Genomic DNA, 22796 nt, shown 5'->3' on the forward strand with positions numbered 1-22796 from the left:
GGGATCACCGCCAGGACGGCAGCACGATCTCCATGTTCCAGGTGGACGGCGAGATCGGCAGCCCGGTCAGGATCGGGTACATCCAGGCGAAGTTGGTGATCACCAGCGCCACGTAGAAGCAGACGACCAGCAGCCCGAGTGTTCGTCGTTCCGGTTCTGTCGATCGTGGATAGAGGATGTCGCCGAGGATCAGCGTGATGAGGATGATCAGGAACGGCGCCATGGGCGTCGCGTAGAAGAAGTACATCTGCCGGTCGATATCGGCGAACCACGGCAGGTATCCCGCGGCGTAGCCGGTGAGCGCGGCGGCGTACCGCCAGTCGCGTCTGACGAACGTCCGCCACACGGCCCAGGCCAGCACCGGCACCGCGATGAACCACATGGCCGGCGTCCCCGCCAGCATCACGGCCTTGACGCACGACTGCGCGCCGCAGCCCGGCACGTTGTTGTTGTCGATGGCGTAGAGCACGGGCCGTAGCGACATCGGCCATGTCCACGGCTTCGACTCCCATGGGTGGTGATTGCCGGCGGCGTTGGTCAGCCCGGAATGGAAGCGGTAGACGTCGTGCGTGTAGTACCAGAGCGAGCGCACCGTGGCCAGTGGGCCTTCGCCGATGTTCCGGCCCTCCATGTGCCGGTCGATCGCGGTCTCGGACGCGAACCACGGCGCGTAGGACGCCAGGTAGACGCCGACCGGGATGAGCGTCAGCGCCCACATCCCGGGCAGGACATCGCGCCGCAGCGCGCCCAGCCAGGGGCGCTGCACGCGGTAGGCGCGCCGGGCCGCGATGTCGAAGGCGACGGTCATCAGGCCGAAGAACACCATGTAGTAGAGGCCCGACCACTTGACCGCGAGCGCGAGCCCTAACAGGGCCCCGGCCCCGAACCGCCACCACCGCACGCCCAGCCGCGGACCCCATACGGTCTCGGCGATGCGGCCTTCGGTCATCGCGACGTGCATGCGCGCGCGCACCTGGTCGCGGTCCACGAGGAGCGCGCCGAACGCCGCCACAATGAACACCGTCTGATAGACGTCGAGCAGGGCCGTGCGGGCCGAGACGAAGCTGACGCCGTCGGCGATGATCAGCAGCCCGGCAATGCCGCCCAACAGAGTCGAGCGCGTCATGCGCCGCACGATCCGCGCCACCAGCAGCACCAGGATGACGCCGCATACCGCGCCCGAGAACCGCCAGCCGACGCCGTTGTAGCCGAAGATCCACTCGCCGATGGCCATCAGCTGTTTGGCGACCGGGGGATGCACCACCAGGCCGTAGCCGGGGTTGTCCTCGACGCCGTTGTTGTGCAGCACCTGCCAGGCCTGCGGCGCGTAGTGCTTCTCGTCGAAGATCGGGGTACCCGCGTCGGTGGGTGAGCCCAGGTTCAGGAACCGGGTGATCATGGCCAGCGCGGTGATCACCGCGGTCATGGTCCAGCCGCGCAGCCGGTCGGTGGGGCCGAAATCGGCAGCGGGCGTCAGCGGCGCCGGACTGATCACGGGGACCTCGCGCTCGGCCTCGGATGCGTCGAGAGCGGGGGCGGTCACGTCAGCGATCGTAGGCTGTCCCGGTGACATCAGTTTCTGGTCCACTAGCGGACGCCGGTCGGCTGCTGCTCGCGGCCACTCCGTTGGGCCAGCCCGGCGACGCTTCGGCCCGCCTGATCGAGGCGCTGGGCAGTGCCGACGTGATCGCCGCCGAGGACACCCGACGGGTGCGCGCGCTGGCGGCGTCGCTGGATGTCCGTCCTGCTGGACGCATCGTCAGCTTCTTCGACCAGAACGAGGCGTCCCGGGTGGCGGGGCTGGTCGAGGCGGTCGCCGCGGGCGAGACCGTGCTGGTCGTCAGTGATGCCGGGATGCCGCTGATCAGCGATCCGGGCTACCGCTTGGTGGCGGCGTGCGCCGAGGCCGGTCTGCCGGTCAGCTGCCTGCCTGGTCCGTCCGCGGTGACGACGGCGCTGGCGGTGTCCGGGCTGGCGTCGGACCGGTTCTGCTTCGAGGGCTTCGCACCGCGCAAGGGCCGGGCGGCATGGCTGGCCGGGTTCGCGGCGGAGCGACGGACGTGTGTGTTCTTCGAGTCACCGCGCCGCCTGGCCGAGACCTTGGCCGAGGCAGTGACTGCACTGGGGCCGGATCGGCGCGCTGTGGTGTGCCGCGAGCTGACCAAGACCCACGAGGAGATCAAGCGCGGGACGCTGGGGGAGCTGGCCGAGTGGGCCGCCGACGGCGTGCTCGGTGAGATCACCGTGGTGCTGGCGGGGGCGACGCCGGTGGCGGACATCGACGCGTTGGTTGCGCTGGTGCAGGAATTGGTCGACGACGGAGCGCGCGTCAAAGACGCCTGCGCCCAGGTGATCGCCGAGCACCCCGGTGCGCCGTCACGCCGCGAGCTTTACGACGCCGTCCTCAAGTCCCGCGACTGACAGTTCTTCCGCGAGCAGACGCAAAACTGTCGTTTTCCCGCGAAATTCGACAGTTTTACGTCTGCTCGCGGATGGTCAGGGGCCGACGATGGCGGCGGCCTTGTGGAGGCACTCTTCCCACTCGCGGTCGGGGTCGGAGTCGGCGGTGATGCCGCCGCCGACGCCGAGGATCGCCGCGCCGTCGGCGTCGAATTCCACCGTGCGGATCGCGACGTTCAGTTCGGTGCCGGCCAGGGGTGACGCCAAACCGACGGTCCCGCAATAGATTCCGCGATCGTAGGGTTCCCATTCGGCGAGGAGTTCGCGGGCGCGGCATTTCGGGGTGCCGGTGACGGAGGCGGGCGGGAAGGTGGCGTCCAGTACCGCCGACATCGGCGTCGCGGCCGGAACCTGTGCGGTCACCGTGGACACCAGGTGCCAGACGCCCGGGGCGGGTTTGACCGCGAGCAGTTCGGGAACCCGGACCGACCCGGTGGTGGCGACGCGGCTCAGATCATTGCGGACCAGGTCGACGATCATGATGTTCTCGGCGACGTCCTTGACCGACGACGCCAGCTCCGACGGCGAATGGTAAAGGGGGAGCGTGCCTTTGATGGGGCTTGAGGTGACGACCTCGCCGCGGCGGCTCAGGAACAGCTCCGGCGACAGCGACGCCACCGCACCCCACTCGCCCGCGACGAATGCGGCCCGGGCGGGCGCGGTCCGGGCGACGGCATCGACGAAAAAGTCAACGGGTGCACCGGTTATCCGTCCGGTGAAGCGGGTGCAGACGCAGGCCTGGTACACCTCGCCGGCGGCGATCGCCTCCAGGCAGGCCAGCACGCCGGCGCGGTGACTGGCGCGGTCCGGCGGACACCAGTCGATCGAGTACGGCGCGGGCGCCGCCGGTTCCAGGTCGGCGAGCCAATCGGGAAGCGCTGCCCCGGAAAGGCTTTCGTACCACCAGTGCCCGGCCGCGTCTTGCCGGAGCACGCAGTCCGACCAGCCGCCCGCGGCCATCGGGATGCGGCCGACACCGTCCGGGTACGACAGGTAGCCGAACCAGCCGCCGCCGATCACCTCGCCGGAACCCGCTGGTGCATCGAAGACTTCGGTGGCGGTCGCCGGCTCGATGGAGACGCTCGGCGCGATGACGGCCGTCGCGCCGAACCAGTCACCCAGCAGCGCGGCCGGCGGAGGCAGGCTGCGCCGAGCGGCGGCGTCGGCGACAGCCTTCAAGACCCCCGGGGCGGCGCCCAGGTCGGCCAACCGCTCGACTCGCACGCCCCACAGCTTGTCAGACGGTGCGGCGGATCTCCCGCTCGACCAGCACTCCACCGAGCTTGTCGGGATTGCGCATGGCGTAGAAGTGGCTGATCTGGCCGTCCTCGATCTCGATCAGGATGATGCCCTCGAGCTTCTCGCCGAGGTACAGCACCAACGCCGGGGCGTTGTTGTAGGTCGCGAGGTCGATGCGGGCCTCGGCGTAACCTCCGGCACTGCGGATGAGCCCCAGCACCAGGCGCCCCACCCTGTCGGGTCCGTACACCGGCCGACGGGCGGCACTGACCTTGCCGTCGCTGTCGGCGGTCCAGGTGACATTCGGAGCCAGCAGCGTCATCAGGCCGTCCAGGTCGCCGGTCGCGGCCGCCGTCAGGAACTGGGTGGTCACTTCCGCGGACTTTTCGGTATCGGGCGTGAACCGCTTGCGCCGCGCCTGCACATGCTCGCGGGCCCGGTGCGCCACCTGCCGCACCGCCGCGGTGGATTTGCCTACGGCCCCGGCGATTTCGTCGTAGTCGAACCCGAATACCTCGCGCAGCACGAACACCGCCCGCTCGTCGGGGCCCAGGGTCTCCAGGACCACCAGCATGGCCATCGAAACCGATTCGGCGAGAACGACATCTGACGAGGCATCGCGCTCGTCGAGCAGCAGTGGCTCGGGCAGCCATGGGCCGACGTACTCCTCCCGGCGCCGCGCGCCGGCCCGCAATGCGTTCAACGCCTGCCGGGTGACCAACTGGGCCAGATAGGACTTGGTGTCCCGTACCGTCTCGAGATCGACGTCGGCCCACCGCAGATAACTGTCCTGCAGTACGTCGTCGGCTTCCGTTGCGGAGCCAAGGATTTCGTAGGCGATGGTGAAGAGCAGCGGCCGCAGGTGGGTGAACCGCTCGGCGTGTTCACCCCCTGCCGCCCCGGCAGCACTGGTCATGCGGTGACAGCCTCTGCCAGACGCTCGGCCCGCTTGCCACCCTTCATCACGAACACCGCGCTCGGCTTGTTTGCCGCGCGCCGGATGCCCCACAGCGTGCCCTTGCAGATGGCTTCCTTCAGCTTGGCGCCGACCCGTCCACCGATGTAGTAGTTCGTCGACGAATCGTCCTTGCGGGCGATCTGGATGGTCGCTGCGTGGCGGCCCAGGCTGGTGCACGATCCGGCGAACACCGGGTCCAGTGGCGCCGGCTCGGTGCCGGCGATGCGGCTCAGCACGGTGCCCACCGCGGTCACGGTGAGCGGGCTCGAGGCCTGGCAGCTCATCCGCAGCGGCTGTCCCGACGGCGCGGCAGCGTCACCGGTGGCCACGATCCGTGGATCGTCGATGCTGGTCAGGGTTTCGTCCGTCAGCAGCCGGCCCAGTTCGTCGGTGCGCAGCCCGCTGGCGGCGGCCAGCTCCGGGGTGCCGAAGCCGGCGGTCCACACCGTCACGGCGCTGCTGATGAAGCGTCCGTCGGCCAACGTCACCCGGTTGGCGGTGATGGAGCTGACGTCACCCTCGATGACCGTCACACCCAGCTTGGCGAGGGCCTTGGCCACCGAGCGGCGTGCCGGTGCGCTCATCGAAGGTGCCAGCTTGCTGCCGACCAGCACGACGTTGCGGCCGGCCTCGGCGAATTCGGAAGCGGCCTCGATGCCGGTCAGACCGGCGCCGACGACCACCATCTGCGCGGACAGCGGCACGTCCTGCAGCCGGGCTGCCAGCCGCTCGGCCTGCTCGAATTCGGCCAGCGGATAGGCGAATTCGGTGGCGCCGGGCACCGACGCCGGCACGGCTCCGGTACTGCCGACGGCATAGATCAGGTAGTCGTAGTCCAGGGTGTCCCCGGACGCCAGCTCGACGGTGCGGGTTGCGGCGTCGATCCGCGTGGCGGTGTCCACCACCAGGCGCACGTCGTCGGCGAGCAGCGTGTCGTAGCCGACGGTGGCGTCGTAGTTCCCGGCCACGTGCTGGTGCAGGCGGATGCGCTCGACGAACTTGGGCCGCGGGTTCACCAGGGTGACTGCCACGTCATCACGCATCCGAACGTGATTGGCCGCCAGCGCACCGGCGTAGCCGCCGCCGATGACGACGACGCGGTTGGGCTTCTGGTTTCCGGTCATCACTGCATCTCCTTCGGGTTGGTTATGCCCTCAAGACACCAGCGGCGCCGGGAATGTGACAAACCTACCCGCAGATGTGGCCCAGATCACTCGGTACCGGCATCGATCGCGGTCAACGCCCAGGTCAGACGACTCCGAGCGCCGACATCGCGTCGGCGACCCGGATGAAGCCGGCGATGTTGGCCCCGGCCGCGTAGTTGCCCGGCTGTCCGTACTCGTCGGCGGTGCTCAGGCAGCGGTCGTGGATGCGGCCCATGATCTCGGCCAGGCGCTGCTCGGTCTCCTCGAACGTCCATGAATCCCGCGACGCGTTCTGCTGCATCTCCAGTGCGCTGGTGGCGACGCCGCCGGCATTGGCGGCCTTGCCGGGTGCGAACGCGACCTTCGCCTCGGTGAACAGCTTCACCGCCTCCGGGGTGCACGGCATGTTGGCGCCTTCGGCGACGATCTGGCAGCCGGACTCGATCAGCGCCTTCGCGTCGTCACCGTCCAATTCGTTCTGTGTGGCGCAGGGCAGCGCGATGTCGCACGGCAACTGCCAGATCGAGTTGTCTTCGACGAATTGTGCGCCGCCACCACGCATTTCGACGTACTCGGAAATCCGGCCGCGGCGCACTTCCTTGAGCTCCTTGAGGAGCTCGAGGTCGAGACCCTTCTCGTCCACGATGTAGCCGCTGGAGTCCGAACAGCCGATGACGGTGCCGCCGAGCGCGTGCACTTTCTCGATGGCGTAGATCGCGACGTTGCCCGACCCCGACACCACCACCTGCTTGCCGTCGAACGATTGCCCTGAGCTGCGCAGGATTTCGTCGGCGAAAAACACCGTGCCGTAGCCGGTGGCTTCGGTGCGGACCTGCGAACCACCCCACGTCAGGCCCTTGCCGGTGAGGACGCCGGACTCGTAGCGGTTGGTGATGCGCTTGTACTGACCGAACAGGTAGCCGATCTCGCGGCCGCCGACGCCGATGTCGCCGGCGGGGACGTCGGTGTACTCACCGATGTGCCGGTACAGCTCGGTCATGAACGACTGGCAGAACCGCATCACCTCGTTCTTGGAGCGGCCCTTGGGGTCGAAGTCCGACCCGCCCTTGCCACCGCCGATAGGCAGACCGGTCAGCGAATTCTTGAAAATCTGTTCGAAGCCAAGGAATTTCACGATGCCCAGGTACACCGACGGGTGGAACCGCAGGCCGCCCTTGAACGGGCCGAGCGCGGAGTTGAACTCGACGCGGAAGCCGCGGTTGATCTGCTCGGCACCGGCGTCGTCGATCCACGGCACGCGGAAGATGATCTGCCGTTCCGGCTCGAACAACCGGCGGATGATGGCGGTGTCGGAGTACTCGGGGTGCTTGTCGACGACCGGGCCCAGGCTGGTCAGAACCTCGTAGACGGCCTGGTGGAATTCGATCTCGCCCGCGTTGCGGCGGGTGACTTCCTCGTAGACGTCGTGCAGCCGCTCGTGTAAGCCGTTCTGCGCCATATCTTCTCGCTACTCCTTGGTCTCCGCTTGGTAGCGGGGAAAAACGCCTTCGGGTGTCGGCAGCACCGTTCCCGGTGCCAGTCGGGTACCGACGGCGCGGAAGTCCCGCGCCGAGACGTCCTGCCCAAGAAGATCGAGCAGCTTCCCCCCTGATGCCGGCATCACCGGCTGCACCAGCAGCGCGGCGATCCGGACCGCCTCCAGCGTCGTGTATAGCACCGTGCCGAAGCGGGCCTGGTCCGACTCAGCGGGAGACTTGCGCAGCACCCACGGCTCTTCGGCCGAGAAGTAGCGGTTGGCCGCGCCCAGCATCAGCCAGATCGCCTCGAGTGCCAGGTGCATGGCCGGCACGTCGTAGTGGCCGCGCACGGTGTCCAGCAGAGCATCGGCCTGCTTGAGCAACTCGAGGTCGGCGGCGGTGAATTCGCCTGGCTCCGGGACGATTCCGCCGAGGTTCTTGTTGACCATCGACAGCGAGCGCTGCGCCAGGTTGCCCAGCTCGTTGGCCAGGTCGGCGTTGATCCGGCCGATGATGGCTTCCTCGCTGTAGCTGCCGTCCTGGCCGAAGGACACCTCGCGCAGGAAGAAGTAGCGCACCTGGTCCAGTCCGAAGGCGTCGATGAGTGCGATGGGGTCCACCACGTTGCCCACCGACTTGCTCATCTTCTCGCCCTTGACGTTGATGAAGCCGTGCGCGAAAACCCGTTCCGGGAGGGCGATTCCGGCCGACATCAGGAATGCCGGCCAGTACACACTGTGGAACCGGATGATGTCCTTGCCGATCATGTGCAGGTTCGCGGGCCAGTACCTCTCGAAGGCCTCGCCCGCGGTGTCCGGAAAGCCAACGCCCGTCAGGTAATTCGTCAGCGCGTCCACCCACACGTACATGACGTGCTCGGGGTGGTCGGGGACCGGGACGCCCCAGTCGAACGTGGTCCGCGAGATCGACAGGTCCTTGAGTCCGCCCGAGACGAAGCTGACGATCTCGTTGCGGCGCACATCGGGGCCGATGAACTCGGGGTGCTCCTCGTAGTGCGCCAGCAGCCGGTCGGTGTAGGCCGACAGCTTGAAGAAGTAGGTCTGCTCCTCGGTCCAGGTGACCGGCGTGCCGGTCTCGATGGCGAAGCGGCCGCCGTCCCGGACCTCGGTCTCATCCTCGGCGAAGAAGCGCTCGTCGCGGATGGAGTACCAACCCGCGTAGGTGCCGAGGTAGATGTCCCCGGCCTCGTTCATCCGTCGCCAGATCTCCTTGGACGCCTCGTAGTGGTCGGCGTCGGAGGTGCGGATGAACCGGTCGAAGGAGATGTTGAGCTTCTCCTGCAGGGCCTGGAACACGTCGGAGTTGCGATTGGCCAGCTCGGCTGCCGAGATGCCCTCGGCCGCGGCGGCCTCGGCCATCTTCTGGCCGTGCACGTCGGTGCCGGTCAGGTAGCGGACGTCGAAGCCGTCGAGCCGCTTGAACCGGGCGATCGCGTCGGTGGCGATGTACTCGTAGGCGTGCCCGATGTGCGGCGCGCCATTCGGGTAGGCGATGGCGGTCGTGATGTAGAAGGGCCCCTGGGCGCCGGGGGAATTCTGGCTGCTCATGTTGCCCCCACCTTAAGGTGTCGCTGTGAGCGCCAAACGTGAGAAGCCGCCCGCCCCGGAACCGCTGCCTGGACTGGTCGACGCCCACACCCACCTGGACGCCTGTGGTGCGACCGATGCCGAGAGCATCCGCGTGATCCTGGACCGGGCCGAGGCCGTCGGCGTCGAGAAGGTGGTCACCATCGCCGACGACCTCGAGGCCGCCGAGTGGGCGGTCGGCGCGGCTCATGCCGATCCGCGCGTGTACGCCGCCGTCGCGCTGCATCCGACTCGCGCCAACGCCCTCGACGACGAGGCCAAACGCACCCTGGAGACCCTGGCCACCGACCCGCGCGTGGTCGCGGTGGGGGAGACCGGCATCGACATGTACTGGCCGGGCAAGCTCGACGGCTGCGCCGACGAGGCGACGCAGCGCGAGGCCTTCGCCTGGCACATCGACCTGGCCAAACGCGTCGGCAAGCCGCTGATGATCCACAACCGGGACGGCGATGCCGAGGTCCTCGACATGCTCAGGTCCGAGGGCGCGCCGGAGACCGTCATCTTCCACTGCTTCTCGTCGGACGCGGAGATGGCGCGCATCTGCGCCGATCACGGCTGGCTCATGAGCCTCTCTGGCACCGTCAGTTTCCGAAACGCCCACGCGCTGCGCGAGGCGGCCGCGATCATCCCGGCTGAGCTACTGCTGGTCGAAACAGACGCGCCGTTCCTGACGCCACATCCGTTCCGCGGGGCGCCCAATGAGTCGTATTGCCTGCCGTACACGGTCCGTGCGCTGGCCGAGATCAGAAATTCTTCAGCGGCCGAAATCGCCGCCGTGACCTCGGAAAATGCTTCGAAAAGCTATGGACTGTATCATTAGTCCAGGTTGCCGCCTCCTGGGCATGTTCGTTACCGTTCTGTGATCAACCCGGTCGAGGTGGCTTTTATGTGGTCACCGCGGCCGCTGCTCGGGGCCATCTCGGGCCCAACAGACACGGGATTGACGCCTTGAATGTTCTGAACAAGTTGCATGATGCGCGCTCGCCGATGCTGCGCGGCGTGACCGGGGCCTTCCTCGCCACGCTGACCGTCGCCGGAGGGTTCGCGGTCGCGGCCCACAAGACCGTCACCCTCACCATCGACGGGGCACCGATGACGGTGCAGACCATGAAGACCCACATCGGCGACGTCCTCACCGAGAACGGCTTCTCGGTCGGCGAGCGCGACGACCTGTTCCCCGCGGCCGACCAGGACGTGCACGAGTCCGACAACATCGTGCTGCGCCGCAGCCGCCCGCTCGAGATCTCGCTGGACGGCCAGAACACCCGTCAGGTGTGGACCACCGCGGCCACCGTGCAGGACGCCCTCAAGCAGCTGTCCATGACCGACACCGCGCCCGTCGCGGCCGACCGCGCCACCCGCGTGCCGCTGGCCGGCATGTCGCTTCCGGTTGTCAGCGCCCGCAACGTGACGATCGTCGACGGCGGCGTGCCGCGCCAGGTGCACCTGGCCGCCGCGAACGTGGCCGGACTGCTGGCCGTCGCCGGCGTGCCGCTGGAGCAGCGCGACTCCGTCGTCCCCGCCGCGGCCACCCCGGTGACCGAGGGCATGCAGATCGACGTGACCCGCATCCGGCTGCAGCAGGTCACCACTGAATCTCCGCTGGCCCCGACGATGAACACGGTGGCCGATCCGGCGCTGAACATGAGCCGCAAGGTGGTCGAGGATCCGGGCCAGCCCGGCACCCAGAACGTCACCTTCGCCGTCGCCACCATCAACGGTGTCGAAACCGGCCGGCTGCCGGTCGCCAATCAGGTGCTGACGCCGGCGCGGGACGGCGTCCTGCGCATCGGCGCGAAACCCGGTACCGAGGTGCCCCCGGTGACCCAACCTGCCGCCTGGGACGCGCTGGCGCGGTGTGAGTCGACCGGCAACTGGGCCATCAACACCGGCAACGGTTTTTACGGCGGAGTGCAATTTGATCAGAACACCTGGGAGCGGCAAGGCGGTCTGCGTTATGCTGCGAGAGCTGATCTTGCGACACGTGAAGAGCAGATCGCGATTGCTGAAGTGACGCGAGCCCGCCAAGGTTGGGGTGCCTGGCCTGTCTGTAGCGGGAGAATTGGGGCACGATGACGATCCGGCTACTCGGTCGAACCGAAATCCGGCATCTGGCAAAAGAGCTTGATTTCCGGCCGCGTAAAGCTTTCGGACAAAACTTCGTGCATGACGCCAACACGGTGCGCCGCATCGTGTCGGCTTCCGGGGTGAACCGGCAGTCCCACGTCTTGGAGGTGGGCCCGGGTCTGGGCTCGCTGACGCTGGCGCTGCTGGACCGGGGCGCGAAGGTGACGGCCGTCGAGATCGACCCGGTGCTGGCCCGCCAGCTGCCGACGACGATCGCCGAGCACTCCCACAGCGAGATCGGCCGGTTGACCGTGCTGAACCGCGACGTGCTCGACCTGGTGCCGTCCGACCTGGACGAGCAGCCGACCTCGCTGGTCGCCAACCTGCCGTACAACGTCGCGGTGCCGGCCATCCTGCACCTGCTCTCGGAGTTCCCGACCATCCGCACCGTCATGGTGATGGTCCAAGCCGAGGTCGCCGAGCGGCTCGCCGCCGACCCGGGCACCAAGGACTACGGGGTGCCCAGCGCCAAGGTGCGGTTCTTCGGCAATGTCCGGCGCTACGGCATGGTCTCGCCGACGGTGTTCTGGCCGATCCCGCGGGTCTACTCGGGTCTGGTCCGGATCGACCGGCACGAGACGACGCCGTGGCCGACCGACGACAGCTTCCGCTCGCAGGTGTTCAACCTGATCGACATCGCCTTCGCGCAGCGCCGCAAGACGTCGCGCAATGCCTTCGCCGAATGGGCGGGTTCGGGCAATGCCTCGGCCGAGCGCCTGCTGGCCGCCAGCATCGATCCGGCACGTCGCGGCGAGACCCTGGCGATCGCCGACTTCGTGCGGCTGCTGCAGCGTTCGGGCGAGCTGGACCGCGAGCAGCAGGCCTCCGCTCCGGAGTCCGACCAGCAGGTCGACGCCAACCACTGAGCCTGTCTGACAGGGTTTCTCACCACTTGGTGTTGTGGCCCTCGCCGCGGGCGTTACTGTCGTGACGTGTCTGCGTCGGATGGAAACACCGCTTCTGAGTGGGTACCCACGGGTTCGGTGACCGTCCGCGTGCCGGGCAAGGTGAACCTGTACCTCGGTGTCGGTGACTGCCGCGATGACGGCTACCACGAGCTGACCACGGTGTTCCACGCCGTCTCCCTGTTCGACGAGGTGACGGTCCGCAATGCCGACCTGCTGTCGGTGGAGATGCTCGGGGACGGCGCCGAGGGGCTGCCGACGGACCACCGCAACCTCGCCTGGCGGGCCGCCGAACTGATGGCCGAGCACGTCGGCCGGGCGCCCGACGTCGCCATCTCGATCGACAAGTCGATTCCCGTCGCCGGCGGTATGGCCGGCGGCAGCGCCGACGCGGCGGCCGTGCTGGTCGCGATGAACAATCTCTGGGAGCTGGGCGTGCCCCGGCGGGACCTGCATACGCTGGCCGCCCGGCTGGGCAGCGACGTGCCGTTCGCGCTGCACGGCGGTACCGCGCTGGGGACCGGCCGCGGCGAGCAGCTGGCGACCGTGCTGGCGCGCAGCACCTTCCACTGGGTGCTGGCCTTCGCCGAGGGCGGACTGTCCACGCCGAAGGTTTTCGCCGAACTGGACAACCTCCGGGCCGACGCCCGGGACGGGGGGCCGCCTCCGCTGGACGACCCCGAGCCGCTGCTGGCAGCGCTGGCGTCCGGCGACCCGCGCGAACTGGCACCGCTGCTGGGCAATGACCTGCAGTCGGCGGCCGTCAGCCTGGACACCGGGCTGCGGCGCACCCTGCGGGCGGGCGTCGAAGCCGGGGCGCTGGCGGGGATCGTGTCCGGTTCGGGGCCCACGTGCGCTTTCCTGTGTGCCTCCGCGGAGGACGCGGTCGAGGTCGGCACCCAACTTTCCGGCGCTGGGGTGTGCCGGACGGTACGCGTAGCCAGCGGCCCGGTGCACGGCGCCAGGGTGGTGCCGGCGCCCAGCAAGCAGGCCTGATCACGGTGTGACTCAGCACTCAATTCGGCCAACAGTTTGTTAGCTACTTAAGAGTCTCTTAAGATGATCGATGGTGTCTGCCAGCGGCCAGGCGTGGAACGCAATGGTTTCTCTCACCGGCGGTGTCGGTGAGGGATCGAGACGTGCCAGGGCAGCGTCGCCCGCGCACTCGGAGCCATCGATTCGAGATATAACCGCGGCCGAATTGTGCGTGCGCGCCTCTACAAGTGCGCCCGGCACCGGACGGACTATGGAACGACGGGCAGTGGCGCCTGACCTCAGGAGGTTGTCGTGAGCCGATTTACCGACAAGATGTACTACAACGCACGTACATCGCAGCGGGGCATGGTCACTGGTGAGCCGCACGAGCCAGTGCGCCACACCTGGGGCGAGGTCCACGAGCGGGCCCGGCGCATCGCCGGTGGCCTGGCCGCTGCCGGAATCGGTCTCGGCGACAAGATCGGCGTGCTCGCCGGCTACCCGGTGGAGATCGCCCCGACCGTGCAGGGCATCTGGATGCGCGGCGGCAGCCTCACCATGCTGCACCAGCCGACGCCGCGGACCGACCTGGCCGTCTGGGCTGAAGACACCATGAACGTCATCAGCATGATCGAGGCCAAGGCCGTCATCATCTCCGAGCCGTTCCTGGTCGCCGCCCCCGTGCTGGAAGAGAAGGGCCTGCTGGTCCTCAAGGTCGGCGACCTGCTGGAAGCCGAGCCCATCGACCCCGTCGAGACCGGCGAAGACGACCTCGCGCTGATGCAGCTGACGTCAGGCTCGACCGGCTCGCCCAAGGCCGTCCAGATCACGCACCGCAACATCTTCTCCAACGCCGAGGCCATGTTCATCGGCGCCGAGTACGACGTCGACAAGGACGTCATGGTCAGCTGGCTGCCCTGCTTCCACGACATGGGCATGGTCGGCTTCCTCACCATCCCGATGTACTTCGGTGCCGAGCTGGTCAAGGTCACGCCGATGGACTTCCTGCGCGACACCCTGCTGTGGGCCAAGCTCATCGACAAGTACAAGGGCACCATGACGGCGGCCCCGAACTTCGCCTACGCGCTCTTCGCCAAGCGCCTGCGCCGGCAGGCCAAGCCGGGCGAGTACGACCTCTCCACCCTGCGGTTCGCGCTGTCCGGCGCCGAGCCGGTGGACCCCGCCGACGTCGAAGACCTGATCGACGCCGGCAAGCCGTTCGGCCTGCAGCCGTCGGCCATCCTGCCGGCCTACGGAATGGCAGAGACCTGTCTCGCCGTGTCGTTCTCGCCGTGCAACGCCGGCCTGGTCGTCGACGAGGTCGACGCCGATCTGCTGGCCGCGCTGCGTCGCGCCGTGCCCGCAGCGAAGGGCAACACCCGTCGCCTCGCCTCGCTGGGCCCGCTGCTGCGTGACCTGGAGGCCCGCATCGTCGACGAGGACGGCAACGTCCTGCCCGAGCGCGGTGTCGGTGTCATCCAGCTGCGCGGCGAATCGGTCACCCCCGGCTACATCACCATGGCCGGTTTCCTGCCGACGCAGGATGAAAACGGCTGGTACGACACCGGCGACCTCGGCTACATCACCGAAGAGCAGAACGTCGTGGTCTGCGGCCGGGTGAAGGACGTCATCATCATGGCGGGCCGCAACATCTACCCGACGGACATCGAGCGGGCCGCCGGCCGCGTGCAGGGCGTGCGCCCGGGCTGCGCCGTCGCGGTGCGTCTCGACGCCGGTCATTCGCGTGAGACCTTCGCCGTCGCCGTCGAATCGAACGCCTGGCAAGACCCGGTGGAAGTGCGCCGGATCGAGCATCAGGTGGCGCACGAGGTCGTGACCGAGGTCGACGTGCGGCCGCGCAACGTGGTCGTGCTGGGCCCGGGCACCATCCCGAAGACGCCCTCGGGCAAGCTCCGTCGCGCGAACTCGGTGGAACTCGTCACCGGCTAGGTTTCGTGCACAGTCATGAAAAACCCCGATTTCCTCGGAAATCGGGGTTTTTTACGTTTTTCTCGCGGGTGGGGCTGCTCGCTTCGCTGAGCGAAAGCTGTGAGTGCCGGGTAATCTCGCTGAATTATTGACGAGAGGACCGGCGTATTCATGGGGCGTGTGATTGCGGCTGTGGTGGCGGTGTTCGGCGCGTGCGTCATCGCCGCGGTGCCGGCTTGCGCTGAAGCTCCAGCGGGCTTGGTCGAGGACACGAATGACATCGCCGCGGCGGTCGGCTCCGGGGTGCGGGGCAGCGACATCGTCGGCTTCTCCGCAACCGGGCCCGACGTCCCTGCTGCCTCCGCAGCGGTGATCGCGGCGTGTAAGCGTGCCGGTGCGGTCCAGTGCACCAGTGACGAGGTCACCAACGACCGGTTGTGCATCGTCAATGTCAACGCCCCGGAAACCGGCGTGGTGGCCGGCGGTGCCGGACGCACGGTCGAGGAGGCCCGCCAGGACGCGTTCAACCGGGCTGCAGCCAACAAGACGCCGCTCGATCCCGATTCCCGAACCTTGGCGTGGTCCTGCCCCTGAATCGAGTCACGCAGGTGACAACGGTTGTGAATTCCGTTGTGCGGGATGGTTCCTCGACCATCCGGTGACCTTGCTCACCGGTTTTTCAGAGGTTGCCAGGTCAGCGCAATTCTATGAATCCCTTATATGTGAGTTCGTCATGAGTTAATGGCGCGGTCATCTGGCTGAAACATATAGTCGACCTAACATGCGTTATTGGAAGGCGTGTCAGTGGTTTTCAGCCCGTCGATTACGGACCGGAGACAGACGACCTTCCCCGAATAGTGAGAAGGTGACATGACTCATCAAAGCAAGCGCAGGATGGTCGCTCTGCTGGTGGGCCTGGCCTCGGTCAGTGGCATCATGGCGCCTGTTGCAGGTGCCCGCCCGACCTGTCAGGACGCCGGAAGCCTCTCCACCTGCGAGACGAACGGCAGCGTGGCGATCAAGGCGACCCCGGGCATCCGCACTCAGGACACCACCCAGAGCTCCCGCGTGGGCGCTCAGGGCCGCCGGAGCTGCTACACCGATGCCGTTGACCGGCAACACATCTGCGGATAGCTCTGCTGGCGAACCTCCCGCGCACGCGGGAAGTACCCGCGTGAGAAAACCCCCAAATTCCTTGGAGTTTGGGGGTTTTCGCGCTTTCTTGGGCAGGTCGGCTACCAGGCGTGGACGGTGTTCTGCGCTGCCTCGACGCCGTACTGCAGCAGCAATTCCGTTGCGTCGGAGGCTTGTTCGAGGATGGTGCCCAACTCGGGCCGTTCCTTCGAATTGAAGTTCTCCAGCACGAACGCCGCCGGGTCTTGCCGCCCCGGCGGGCGGCCCACGCCGATGCGGACGCGTTGAAAATCCTTGGTGCCCAAGGCGGAAGCAATGGAGCGAAGACCATTGTGACCGCCCTCGCCGCCACCGAACTTGAGCCGGATGCGGCCGAAGTCGATGTCCAGCTCGTCGTGGATCACCACGATGTCGGCCGGCTCGACGGAATAGAACTTCGCCAAAGGCCCGATGTGCCTACCGGATTCGTTCATGTAGGTGCGCGGCTTGGCGAGCACCACGGACCGGCCTCCCAGCCGGCCCGTGGTGACTTCAGCTCCGGATTTCTTGTGCACCTTGAACCCTGCGCCGATGCGCTCGGCCAGGATGTCGGCAACCAGAAATCCAACGTTGTGCCGCGTTGTTTCGTAGCGCGGCCCAGGATTGCCCAGGCCGACCACCAAAAGCGGTTCGGCCAAAGCGAATTACTCCGACTCGGCAGCGGCCTCTGCGGCCGCCTCGCCCTCGGCAGCAGCCTCGCCCGAAGCGGCCTCTTCGCCGGAGCCCTCGGACTCGAGGTCCTCGGCGGTCGGCGCCGCGACGACGTTGATGACCAGCACCTCGGGGTCGGTCACCAGCGTGACGCCCGCGGGCAGTTCGACCTGGCCGGCGAGGATCTGAGTACCGGCCTCGATGCCCTCGACCGACACGGTCAGCGACTCGGGGATCGACTGGACGTCGGCCTCGATCTGGATGGTGTTGGTGTCCTGGGCGACCAGGGTGCCGGACTGGGCGTCACCCTCGACGACGATGCTCACGTCGACGGTGACCTTCTCGCCACGCTTCACGACGATCAGGTCGGCGTGCTGGATGTTGCGCTTGATCGGGTGAACGACGACCTGCTTGGTCAGCGCGAGCTGCTCCTTGCCGGCGATGTCGAGGGTCAGCACCGCGTTGGTGCCCGAGTTACGCAGCACGGCAGCGTACTCGCGGGCGTTGATCTCGAGGTGCTGCGGCTCGGTGCCGTGGCCGTACAGGACGACCGGCACGCGGCCTTCGCGACGGGCCAGACGCGAGGCGCCCTTGCCGGTCCGGGTGCGGACCTCAGCGGTCAGATTGTTCGAGGTGGGGGCCGCGTTCTTGGCCATGTGAATCGCTCCTGATGCCGTATCTACTGGGTGGCACGGCCAGGGCTGGGATATCAGCGCACATCAGTGCTGTGAAGTTCCCGTCGATAACGGTGGTCCTGGTGGACCTACCCTCGCCGTGATCGTCAGTCAGACTAGCGGAAACGCCCCTCAGAGCGGAAATTCAGTGGCGGTGAGCTGGGCAGACAGGTCCCAGAGGGCGGTCGCGGTGCGTGCTGACCGGCCGGCCGGCTTGATCAGCTGCGTCGGCCCGGTCGGCCCGCGGAAGCCGAATTTCGGGCCGACGAACGTGTTGCCCGGCAGGTCCTGCGACGCCGCGAACAGCGTCTGCTGGGCGCCGAAGGCGGCGGGGGTGGCGATCTTGTTGGCGGCGAGCCAGAACTTGTCGCCCAGTTCGTTGCCCGTCTGGCCCTGCAGGTTGGTCGCCGAGTAGCCCGGATGCGCGGTCAGCGCGCGCACGGACGAACCGGCCAGCGACAGCCGGCGCTGCAGGTCCTTGGTGAACAGCAGATTCGCCAGCTTCGACTGCCCGTACGCCAACCATGCCGAGTACGGCCGTGACTTCCAGTTCAGGTCTTTCAGGCTGATGTAGCCCAGCAGGTGCAGCTCGGACGACACCGTGACCACGCGGTCGGTGATCTTCGGCAGCAGCAGGTTGGTCAGGGCGAAATGCCCCAAGTGGTTCGTGCCGATCTGGCTCTCGAAACCGTCCTCGGTCAGCGAGAACGGCACGGCCATGATGCCGGCGTTGTTGATCAGCACGTCGACCTTGTCGACACCGGCGGCGAACTCACGCACCGAGGCCAGGCTCTGCAGATCCAGGGGCCGAACCTCGACGTCGCCGGTCATGCCTGCGGCAGCGGTGTCGCCCTTGGTGGTGTTGCGGCAGGCGAGGATGACCTTGGCGCCCACGCGGGCCAGTTCACGGGCGGTGACCTCGCCGAGGCCACTGTTGGCGCCGGTGACGATGACGGTGCGGCCGGCGAAAGAAGGCAGGTCGGCGGCGGTCCATTCACTCATGACCGCGAGCTTAGTGCCGCAGGGCTACTTGGGGCCGACGGAGAAGCCCTTGATGATCGCTTCGATGTCGCCGGCCTGGTCCTTGGCCTGTTCGGCATACGTCGTGATGGTCAGCTGGATCAGGTAGTGGATGCCCGGTCGTGGCGGGGACGGCTGGGCGATCACGATCCGGTTGTAGGACTGCAACCGGCGGTTGTGCAGGTCGTAGCTGCCCTCGATCATCGCCGACGGGTAGCCCTGGAAGTCGTCGCTCGAGCTGTACAGCTTCTTGAAGTTCTCGGACAGCAGGGCATCGGCGTCGGAATGCTTGAGGGCATCCTTGACGTCGAAGTCTCCGGACAGCTGGAACACCATCAGCATCGCCAGGGGATAGGTGTCGTTCTTGGCGATCGTCACGGTGCCGGGCGAGTAATTGAGGTTCTTGTATCCCGTCCAGCCCTGCGGCCGGGGCAGCGTCACCTTGAGGTCGGTGAGCTGGTCGGGGATGACCTGCTTGCTCTGCACCCCGAGCTTGTTCAGGTAGTCCGGGAACGGAATCAGACTGGCCTTGTCCACCGGTGTCGTGCTGGTGGTCGGCGTCGTCGACCAGATCGACTTGTAGTCAGGCGTTTTCGTCTCGCACGCGGTGAGTGTCAGCGCCACCGCGGCGGCGGCACAGACCCTGCGCAGGATCACAGAATCTCGCGGACCGCGTCGATCGGGCGGGCCAGCCGGGTGCCTTTCGCGGTGACGACGAACGGCCGCTCGATCAGGATCGGATGTTCGGCCATGGCGTCGAGCAGCTGCTCGTCGGTGGCGTCGGCCAGATTCAGCTCGGCGTAGAGGGATTCGCGCTTGCGTACCGCGGTGCGCACGTCGATGCCCGCATCTTTGATCATCGCCACCAGCTCGGCCCGGGTCGGCGGCGTCTTCAGATACTGCACGACCTCGGGCTCGATGCCGTTCTCCCGCAGCAGATCCAGCGTCTTACGGGAGGTCGAGCACTTCGGGTTGTGGTAGATGCGGGCGGCCATTGTTAGGCAGATCCGTCGAAAAGGCCGGTGACCGAGCCGTTTTCGAACACCGCGCGGATGGTCGACGCCAGCAGCGGCGCGATCGACAGCACGGTCAGTGCCGGGAACTGCTTGTCCGGCGTGATGGGCAGCGTGTTGGTGACGATGACCTCGCGGGCGCCGCAGTCGGCCAGGCGCTGGGCAGCCGGGTCGGACAGCACACCGTGGGTGGCGGCGATGATGACGTCCTTGGCCCCGTCCTCACGCAACAGCTTGACCGCGCCGGCGATGGTGCCACCGGTGTCGATCATGTCGTCGGTCAGGATGCAGGTCTTGCCCTTGACTTCACCGACGACGCGGTTGGCCTTGACCTGGTTGGGGACCAGCGGATCGCGGGTCTTGTGGATGAAGGCCAGCGGCACGCCGCCCAGGGAGTCGGCCCATTTCTCGGCGACGCGCACGCGGCCGGAGTCCGGGGAGACCACGACCAGGTCGGAGTCGCCGTACTTGTCGCCGATGTAGCCGCACAGCAGCGACTGCCCACGCATGTGGTCGACCGGACCGTCGAAGAAGCCCTGGATCTGGTCGGTGTGCAGGTCGACCGAGACGATGCGGTCGGCGCCGGCGGTCTTGAGCAGGTCGGCGATCAGACGGGCCGAGATGGGCTCGCGGCCGCGGTGCTTCTTGTCCTGGCGCGCGTACGGGTAGAACGGCAGGATCGCGGTGATCCGCTTGGCGGACCCGCGCTTGAGCGCGTCGATCATGATGAGCTGTTCCATCAGCCACTGGTTCAGCGGCGCGGGATGGCTCTGCAGCACGAAGGCGTCGCAGCCACGCACCGACTCGTCGAATCGGACGAAGATCTCGCCGTTCGCGAAGTCCCGGGACGTCTGCGGGGTGACCTCGATGCCGAGCTCTTTGGCGACCTGTTCGGCCAGTTCGGGGTGCGCGCGCCCCGAGAAGAGCATCAGATTTTTGCGGTTGTCGGTCCAGTCCGTGGCCACTGTGTGCTGCTTTCGCGGTGGGGGATCGATACGTCGTAATGGTACTTGCCGGTAACCAGCAACCGTTGCCGGGTTACCGGAACACCAACAGCAGACTTCGAGTGTGAGTGCTGGGCACGGATTCGGCACCGTTTTCGTGCACAGCCCTCACCGGTGTCATCAGCCCTGTTCGCGCGCCTTGCGCGCGGCCTCCGCGGCCTTCGACTCGGGCCGCTTGCGCTCCACCCAGCCCTCGATATTGCGCTGCTCACCTTTGGAAACGGCCAGCGCTCCGGGTGGCACGTCCTCGCGGACCACGGTGCCGGCGCCGGTGTAGGCACCGTCGCCGACGGTCACGGGTGCGACGAACATCGTGTCCGAGCCGGTGCGCACGTGCGAACCGATGGTGGTGCGGCTCTTGTTCTCGCCGTCGTAGTTGACGAAGACGCTGGACGCGCCGATGTTGCTGTACTCGCCGATGTCGGCGTCCCCGACGTACGTCAGGTGCGGCACCTTGGTGCCGGTGCCGATCTTCGAGTTCTTGACCTCGACGAACGCGCCCAGCTTGCCGTCGGCGCCGAGCTCGGTGCCTGGCCGCAGGTACGTGAAGGGGCCGACGGTGGCGCCGGCACCGATGACCGCCAGCTGCCCGTGGGTGCGGATCACCTCGGCGCCGTCACCGACCTCCATGTCGGTCAGCGTGGTGTCGGGGCCGATGACGCAGTTCGCGCCGATGTCGGTGGCGCCCAGCAGCTGGCTGCACTGCTTGACGACGGTGTCGCGGCCGATGCTGACGTCGACGTCGATCCAGGTGGTGCCTGGGTCGATGATCGTGACGCCCGCGCGCTGGTGACCGGCGATGATGCGGCGGTTCAGCTCGGCGGCCACCTCGGACAGCTGCACCCGGTCGTTGACGCCGGAGACCTGCGCGCTGTCGTCGACGTGGTGGGCCCGGACGATCTGGCCGTCGCCGCGCACGATCGAGATGGCGTCGGTGAGGTAGAGCTCTTGCTGGGCGTTGTCCGACCGCAGCCGGCTCAGCGCCGAGCGCAGTGCTGTGGCGTCGAACGCGTACACCCCGGAGTTCACCTCGCGGATCGCGCGCTGGGATTCGGTGGCGTCGGCCTGCTCGACGATCCCGATCACCTCGTGGTCCTGCGTGCGCAGGATGCGGCCGTAGCCGGTCGGGTTGGCGACGGTGGTGGTGAGCACCGTCGCGGCCGCGGTGGCGGTGGCGTGGGTGTCGACGAGGCCCTCGAGAGTATCGGCGTCGAGCAGCGGGACGTCACCCGCGGTGACCACGACTGTGCCGGCGAAGTCGGCGGGGAGCGCGGACAGGCCGCAGCTGACGGCGTGCCCGGTGCCGAGCTGCTCATCCTGGATGGCGACGGTGACGGTCCGGCCGAGTCCGCCCGCGATCTCGTGCACATGCGCGGTGACCCGCTCGCGTTCCTTGCCGACGACCACGACGAGGTGCGTCGGATTGACCTTGGCAACGGCGTGCAGCGCGTGCGCGAGCATGCTGCGGCCGGCCAGCGTATGCAGGACCTTCGGAATGTCGGAGCGCATCCGGGTACCTGACCCAGCGGCCAGGACGATGACGGCGGCTTCGCCTCGAGTCACGTACGCCTCTCTCTACGCGATGTCGCGCTTTGCTGCTTGGCGCTGTGCCGATAGTCGCTCGGCAAGCCTCGCTCCGTCGCCAGGACTCGAACCTGAACTATCTGAACCAAAATCAGAGGTGCTGCCGATTACACCACGACGGATTACTCGCCAGAGACTCTAGTGCAAGCGGATACGCTGGCGACCATGGCAGCGGCGGAGAACGGAGCGCGCAGCCCTCGTGCGCGCATGACCGGCAGTGAACGCCGTCAACAGCTGATCGAGATCGCGAAGTCGCTGTTCGCCGAGCGCGGCTACGACGGCACGTCCATCGAGGAGATCGCGCAGCGCGCCAATGTCTCCAAGCCCGTGGTCTACGAGCATTTCGGCGGTAAGGAAGGCCTGTACGCCGTCGTCGTCGACCGCGAGATGTCCGCGCTGCTCGACGGCATCACGTCGTCGCTGACCAACAACCGGTCGCGGGTGCGGGTCGAACGGGTGGCGCTGGCGCTGCTGACGTACGTCGAGGAACACACCGACGGCTTCCGCATCCTGATCCGCGACTCGCCGGCGGCCATTACGTCGGGCACCTACTCGACGCTGCTCAACGACGCGGTCAACCAGGTCAGCTCGATCCTGGCCGGCGACTTCTCCCGCCGCGGGCTCGACCCGGAGCTGGCCCCGCTCTATGCGCAGGCGCTCGTCGGCTCGGTGTCGATGTCCGCGCAGTGGTGGCTGGACACCCGCGAACCGAAGAAGGAAGTGGTCGCGGCGCACCTGGTCAATCTGATGTGGAACGGGCTGACGCATCTCGAGTCCGACCCCGAGCTGCACGAGGGCTAGGCCCTCGGTCCAACGTGAAGAAGATGGCGAGAAATCGAGGATTTCTCGCCATC

22 protein-coding genes and 1 tRNA gene are annotated in these 22796 nt (G+C 67.4%); 9 read left to right on the plus strand and 14 right to left on the minus strand.

Features of this window, described 5'->3' with window-relative positions; genetic code table 11:
- Positions 1–4: 4 nt before the first annotated feature.
- Entirely contained in the window at positions 5–1543 is a 1539-nt protein-coding gene (locus tag TL10_RS01090; RefSeq protein ID WP_043398900.1) for a dolichyl-phosphate-mannose--protein mannosyltransferase, read from the minus strand.
- A gap of 23 nt (positions 1544–1566) precedes the next feature.
- Between TL10_RS01090 and rsmI the strand changes: the two genes are divergently transcribed.
- A complete protein-coding gene (gene rsmI, locus TL10_RS01095; protein ID WP_043984059.1) occupies positions 1567–2421 on the plus strand; it encodes a 16S rRNA (cytidine(1402)-2'-O)-methyltransferase in 855 nt (284 codons plus the stop codon).
- A gap of 75 nt (positions 2422–2496) precedes the next feature.
- Here rsmI and TL10_RS01100 read toward each other — a convergent pair whose 3' ends face one another.
- The 5 genes from TL10_RS01100 to metG form a co-directional block, all read right to left on the minus strand.
- Positions 2497–3684: an aminodeoxychorismate synthase component I gene (locus TL10_RS01100; RefSeq protein WP_043984060.1), complete on the minus strand. Its 1188-nt coding sequence runs from the start codon at positions 3682–3684 to the stop codon at positions 2497–2499.
- A 13-nt stretch (positions 3685–3697) separates the two neighbouring features.
- Positions 3698–4615, minus strand: a complete 918-nt coding sequence (locus tag TL10_RS01105; protein ID WP_043984062.1) for an RNA polymerase sigma-70 factor — start codon at positions 4613–4615, stop codon at positions 3698–3700.
- Complete coding sequence (locus TL10_RS01110) at positions 4612–5781, minus strand: NAD(P)/FAD-dependent oxidoreductase (protein ID WP_043984063.1); 1170 nt, start codon at positions 5779–5781, stop codon at positions 4612–4614. Before TL10_RS01110 ends, TL10_RS01105 begins: the two co-directional genes overlap by 4 nt.
- A 124-nt stretch (positions 5782–5905) precedes the next feature.
- On the minus strand, positions 5906–7261 hold the full coding sequence (gdhA, locus tag TL10_RS01115) for an NADP-specific glutamate dehydrogenase (RefSeq protein WP_043984064.1): 1356 nt from the start codon (positions 7259–7261) through the stop codon (positions 5906–5908).
- Between the two features lie 9 nt (positions 7262–7270).
- The gene (gene metG / locus TL10_RS01120; protein WP_043398918.1) at positions 7271–8848 is read right to left on the minus strand and encodes a methionine--tRNA ligase; all 1578 of its coding nucleotides are present in this window, start codon (positions 8846–8848) and stop codon (positions 7271–7273) included.
- 25 nt (positions 8849–8873) lie between these two features.
- Between metG and TL10_RS01125 the strand changes: the two genes are divergently transcribed.
- The 7 genes from TL10_RS01125 to TL10_RS01155 all read left to right on the plus strand — a co-directional run bounded on the left by TL10_RS01125 (position 8874) and on the right by TL10_RS01155 (position 15957).
- Complete coding sequence (locus TL10_RS01125) at positions 8874–9707, plus strand: TatD family hydrolase (protein ID WP_043984065.1); 834 nt, start codon at positions 8874–8876, stop codon at positions 9705–9707.
- A 128-nt stretch (positions 9708–9835) separates the two neighbouring features.
- Positions 9836–10963 (plus strand): resuscitation-promoting factor, encoded by a 1128-nt coding sequence (locus TL10_RS01130; RefSeq protein WP_043398925.1) that lies wholly within the window; start codon positions 9836–9838, stop codon positions 10961–10963.
- The gene (rsmA, locus tag TL10_RS01135) at positions 10960–11880 is read left to right on the plus strand and encodes a 16S rRNA (adenine(1518)-N(6)/adenine(1519)-N(6))-dimethyltransferase RsmA (RefSeq protein ID WP_043398927.1); all 921 of its coding nucleotides are present in this window, start codon (positions 10960–10962) and stop codon (positions 11878–11880) included. Before TL10_RS01130 ends, rsmA begins: the two co-directional genes overlap by 4 nt.
- A gap of 66 nt (positions 11881–11946) precedes the next feature.
- Complete coding sequence (locus TL10_RS01140; protein WP_043984066.1) at positions 11947–12915, plus strand: 4-(cytidine 5'-diphospho)-2-C-methyl-D-erythritol kinase; 969 nt, start codon at positions 11947–11949, stop codon at positions 12913–12915.
- 291 nt (positions 12916–13206) lie between these two features.
- Positions 13207–14844, plus strand: a complete 1638-nt coding sequence (locus TL10_RS01145; RefSeq protein ID WP_043398932.1) for a fatty acyl-AMP ligase — start codon at positions 13207–13209, stop codon at positions 14842–14844.
- Between the two features lie 150 nt (positions 14845–14994).
- Positions 14995–15417, plus strand: a complete 423-nt coding sequence (locus TL10_RS01150) for a hypothetical protein (RefSeq protein WP_043398934.1) — start codon at positions 14995–14997, stop codon at positions 15415–15417.
- 276 nt (positions 15418–15693) lie between these two features.
- Positions 15694–15957, plus strand: coding sequence for a hypothetical protein (locus tag TL10_RS01155; RefSeq protein ID WP_110788919.1), 264 nt, complete (start codon positions 15694–15696; stop codon positions 15955–15957).
- 101 nt (positions 15958–16058) lie between these two features.
- On the opposite strand, the gene pth is transcribed toward TL10_RS01155, so the two are convergent.
- The 8 genes from pth to TL10_RS01195 form a co-directional block, all read right to left on the minus strand.
- Positions 16059–16634 (minus strand): aminoacyl-tRNA hydrolase, encoded by a 576-nt coding sequence (gene pth / locus TL10_RS01160; protein WP_043398940.1) that lies wholly within the window; start codon positions 16632–16634, stop codon positions 16059–16061.
- A gap of 6 nt (positions 16635–16640) precedes the next feature.
- Positions 16641–17303: a 50S ribosomal protein L25/general stress protein Ctc gene (locus tag TL10_RS01165; protein ID WP_043984067.1), complete on the minus strand. Its 663-nt coding sequence runs from the start codon at positions 17301–17303 to the stop codon at positions 16641–16643.
- A gap of 150 nt (positions 17304–17453) precedes the next feature.
- Positions 17454–18323 carry an oxidoreductase gene (locus tag TL10_RS01170; RefSeq protein ID WP_043398944.1) on the minus strand — a complete coding sequence of 290 codons (870 nt, stop codon included), beginning with the start codon at positions 18321–18323 and terminating at the stop codon, positions 17454–17456.
- Between the two features lie 24 nt (positions 18324–18347).
- A complete protein-coding gene (locus TL10_RS01175) occupies positions 18348–18998 on the minus strand; it encodes an LpqN/LpqT family lipoprotein (protein WP_043984068.1) in 651 nt (216 codons plus the stop codon).
- Positions 18995–19336 (minus strand): arsenate reductase (glutaredoxin), encoded by a 342-nt coding sequence (gene arsC / locus TL10_RS01180; RefSeq protein WP_043398947.1) that lies wholly within the window; start codon positions 19334–19336, stop codon positions 18995–18997. Before arsC ends, TL10_RS01175 begins: the two co-directional genes overlap by 4 nt.
- A 2-nt stretch (positions 19337–19338) precedes the next feature.
- Complete coding sequence (locus tag TL10_RS01185) at positions 19339–20319, minus strand: ribose-phosphate diphosphokinase (protein ID WP_043398950.1); 981 nt, start codon at positions 20317–20319, stop codon at positions 19339–19341.
- A 159-nt stretch (positions 20320–20478) separates the two neighbouring features.
- Positions 20479–21921, minus strand: a complete 1443-nt coding sequence (gene glmU / locus TL10_RS01190) for a bifunctional UDP-N-acetylglucosamine diphosphorylase/glucosamine-1-phosphate N-acetyltransferase GlmU (protein ID WP_043398952.1) — start codon at positions 21919–21921, stop codon at positions 20479–20481.
- 71 nt (positions 21922–21992) lie between these two features.
- A tRNA-Gln gene (locus TL10_RS01195) sits at positions 21993–22064 on the minus strand.
- Positions 22065–22149: 85 nt separating this feature from the next.
- Between TL10_RS01195 and TL10_RS01200 the strand changes: the two genes are divergently transcribed.
- Positions 22150–22743 (plus strand): TetR/AcrR family transcriptional regulator, encoded by a 594-nt coding sequence (locus TL10_RS01200; RefSeq protein ID WP_043398953.1) that lies wholly within the window; start codon positions 22150–22152, stop codon positions 22741–22743.
- The last annotated feature ends 53 nt before the right edge of the window (positions 22744–22796 follow it).

It is taken from the genome of Mycolicibacterium llatzerense (assembly GCF_000878195.1).
GTDB lineage: Bacteria > Actinomycetota > Actinomycetes > Mycobacteriales > Mycobacteriaceae > Mycobacterium > Mycobacterium llatzerense.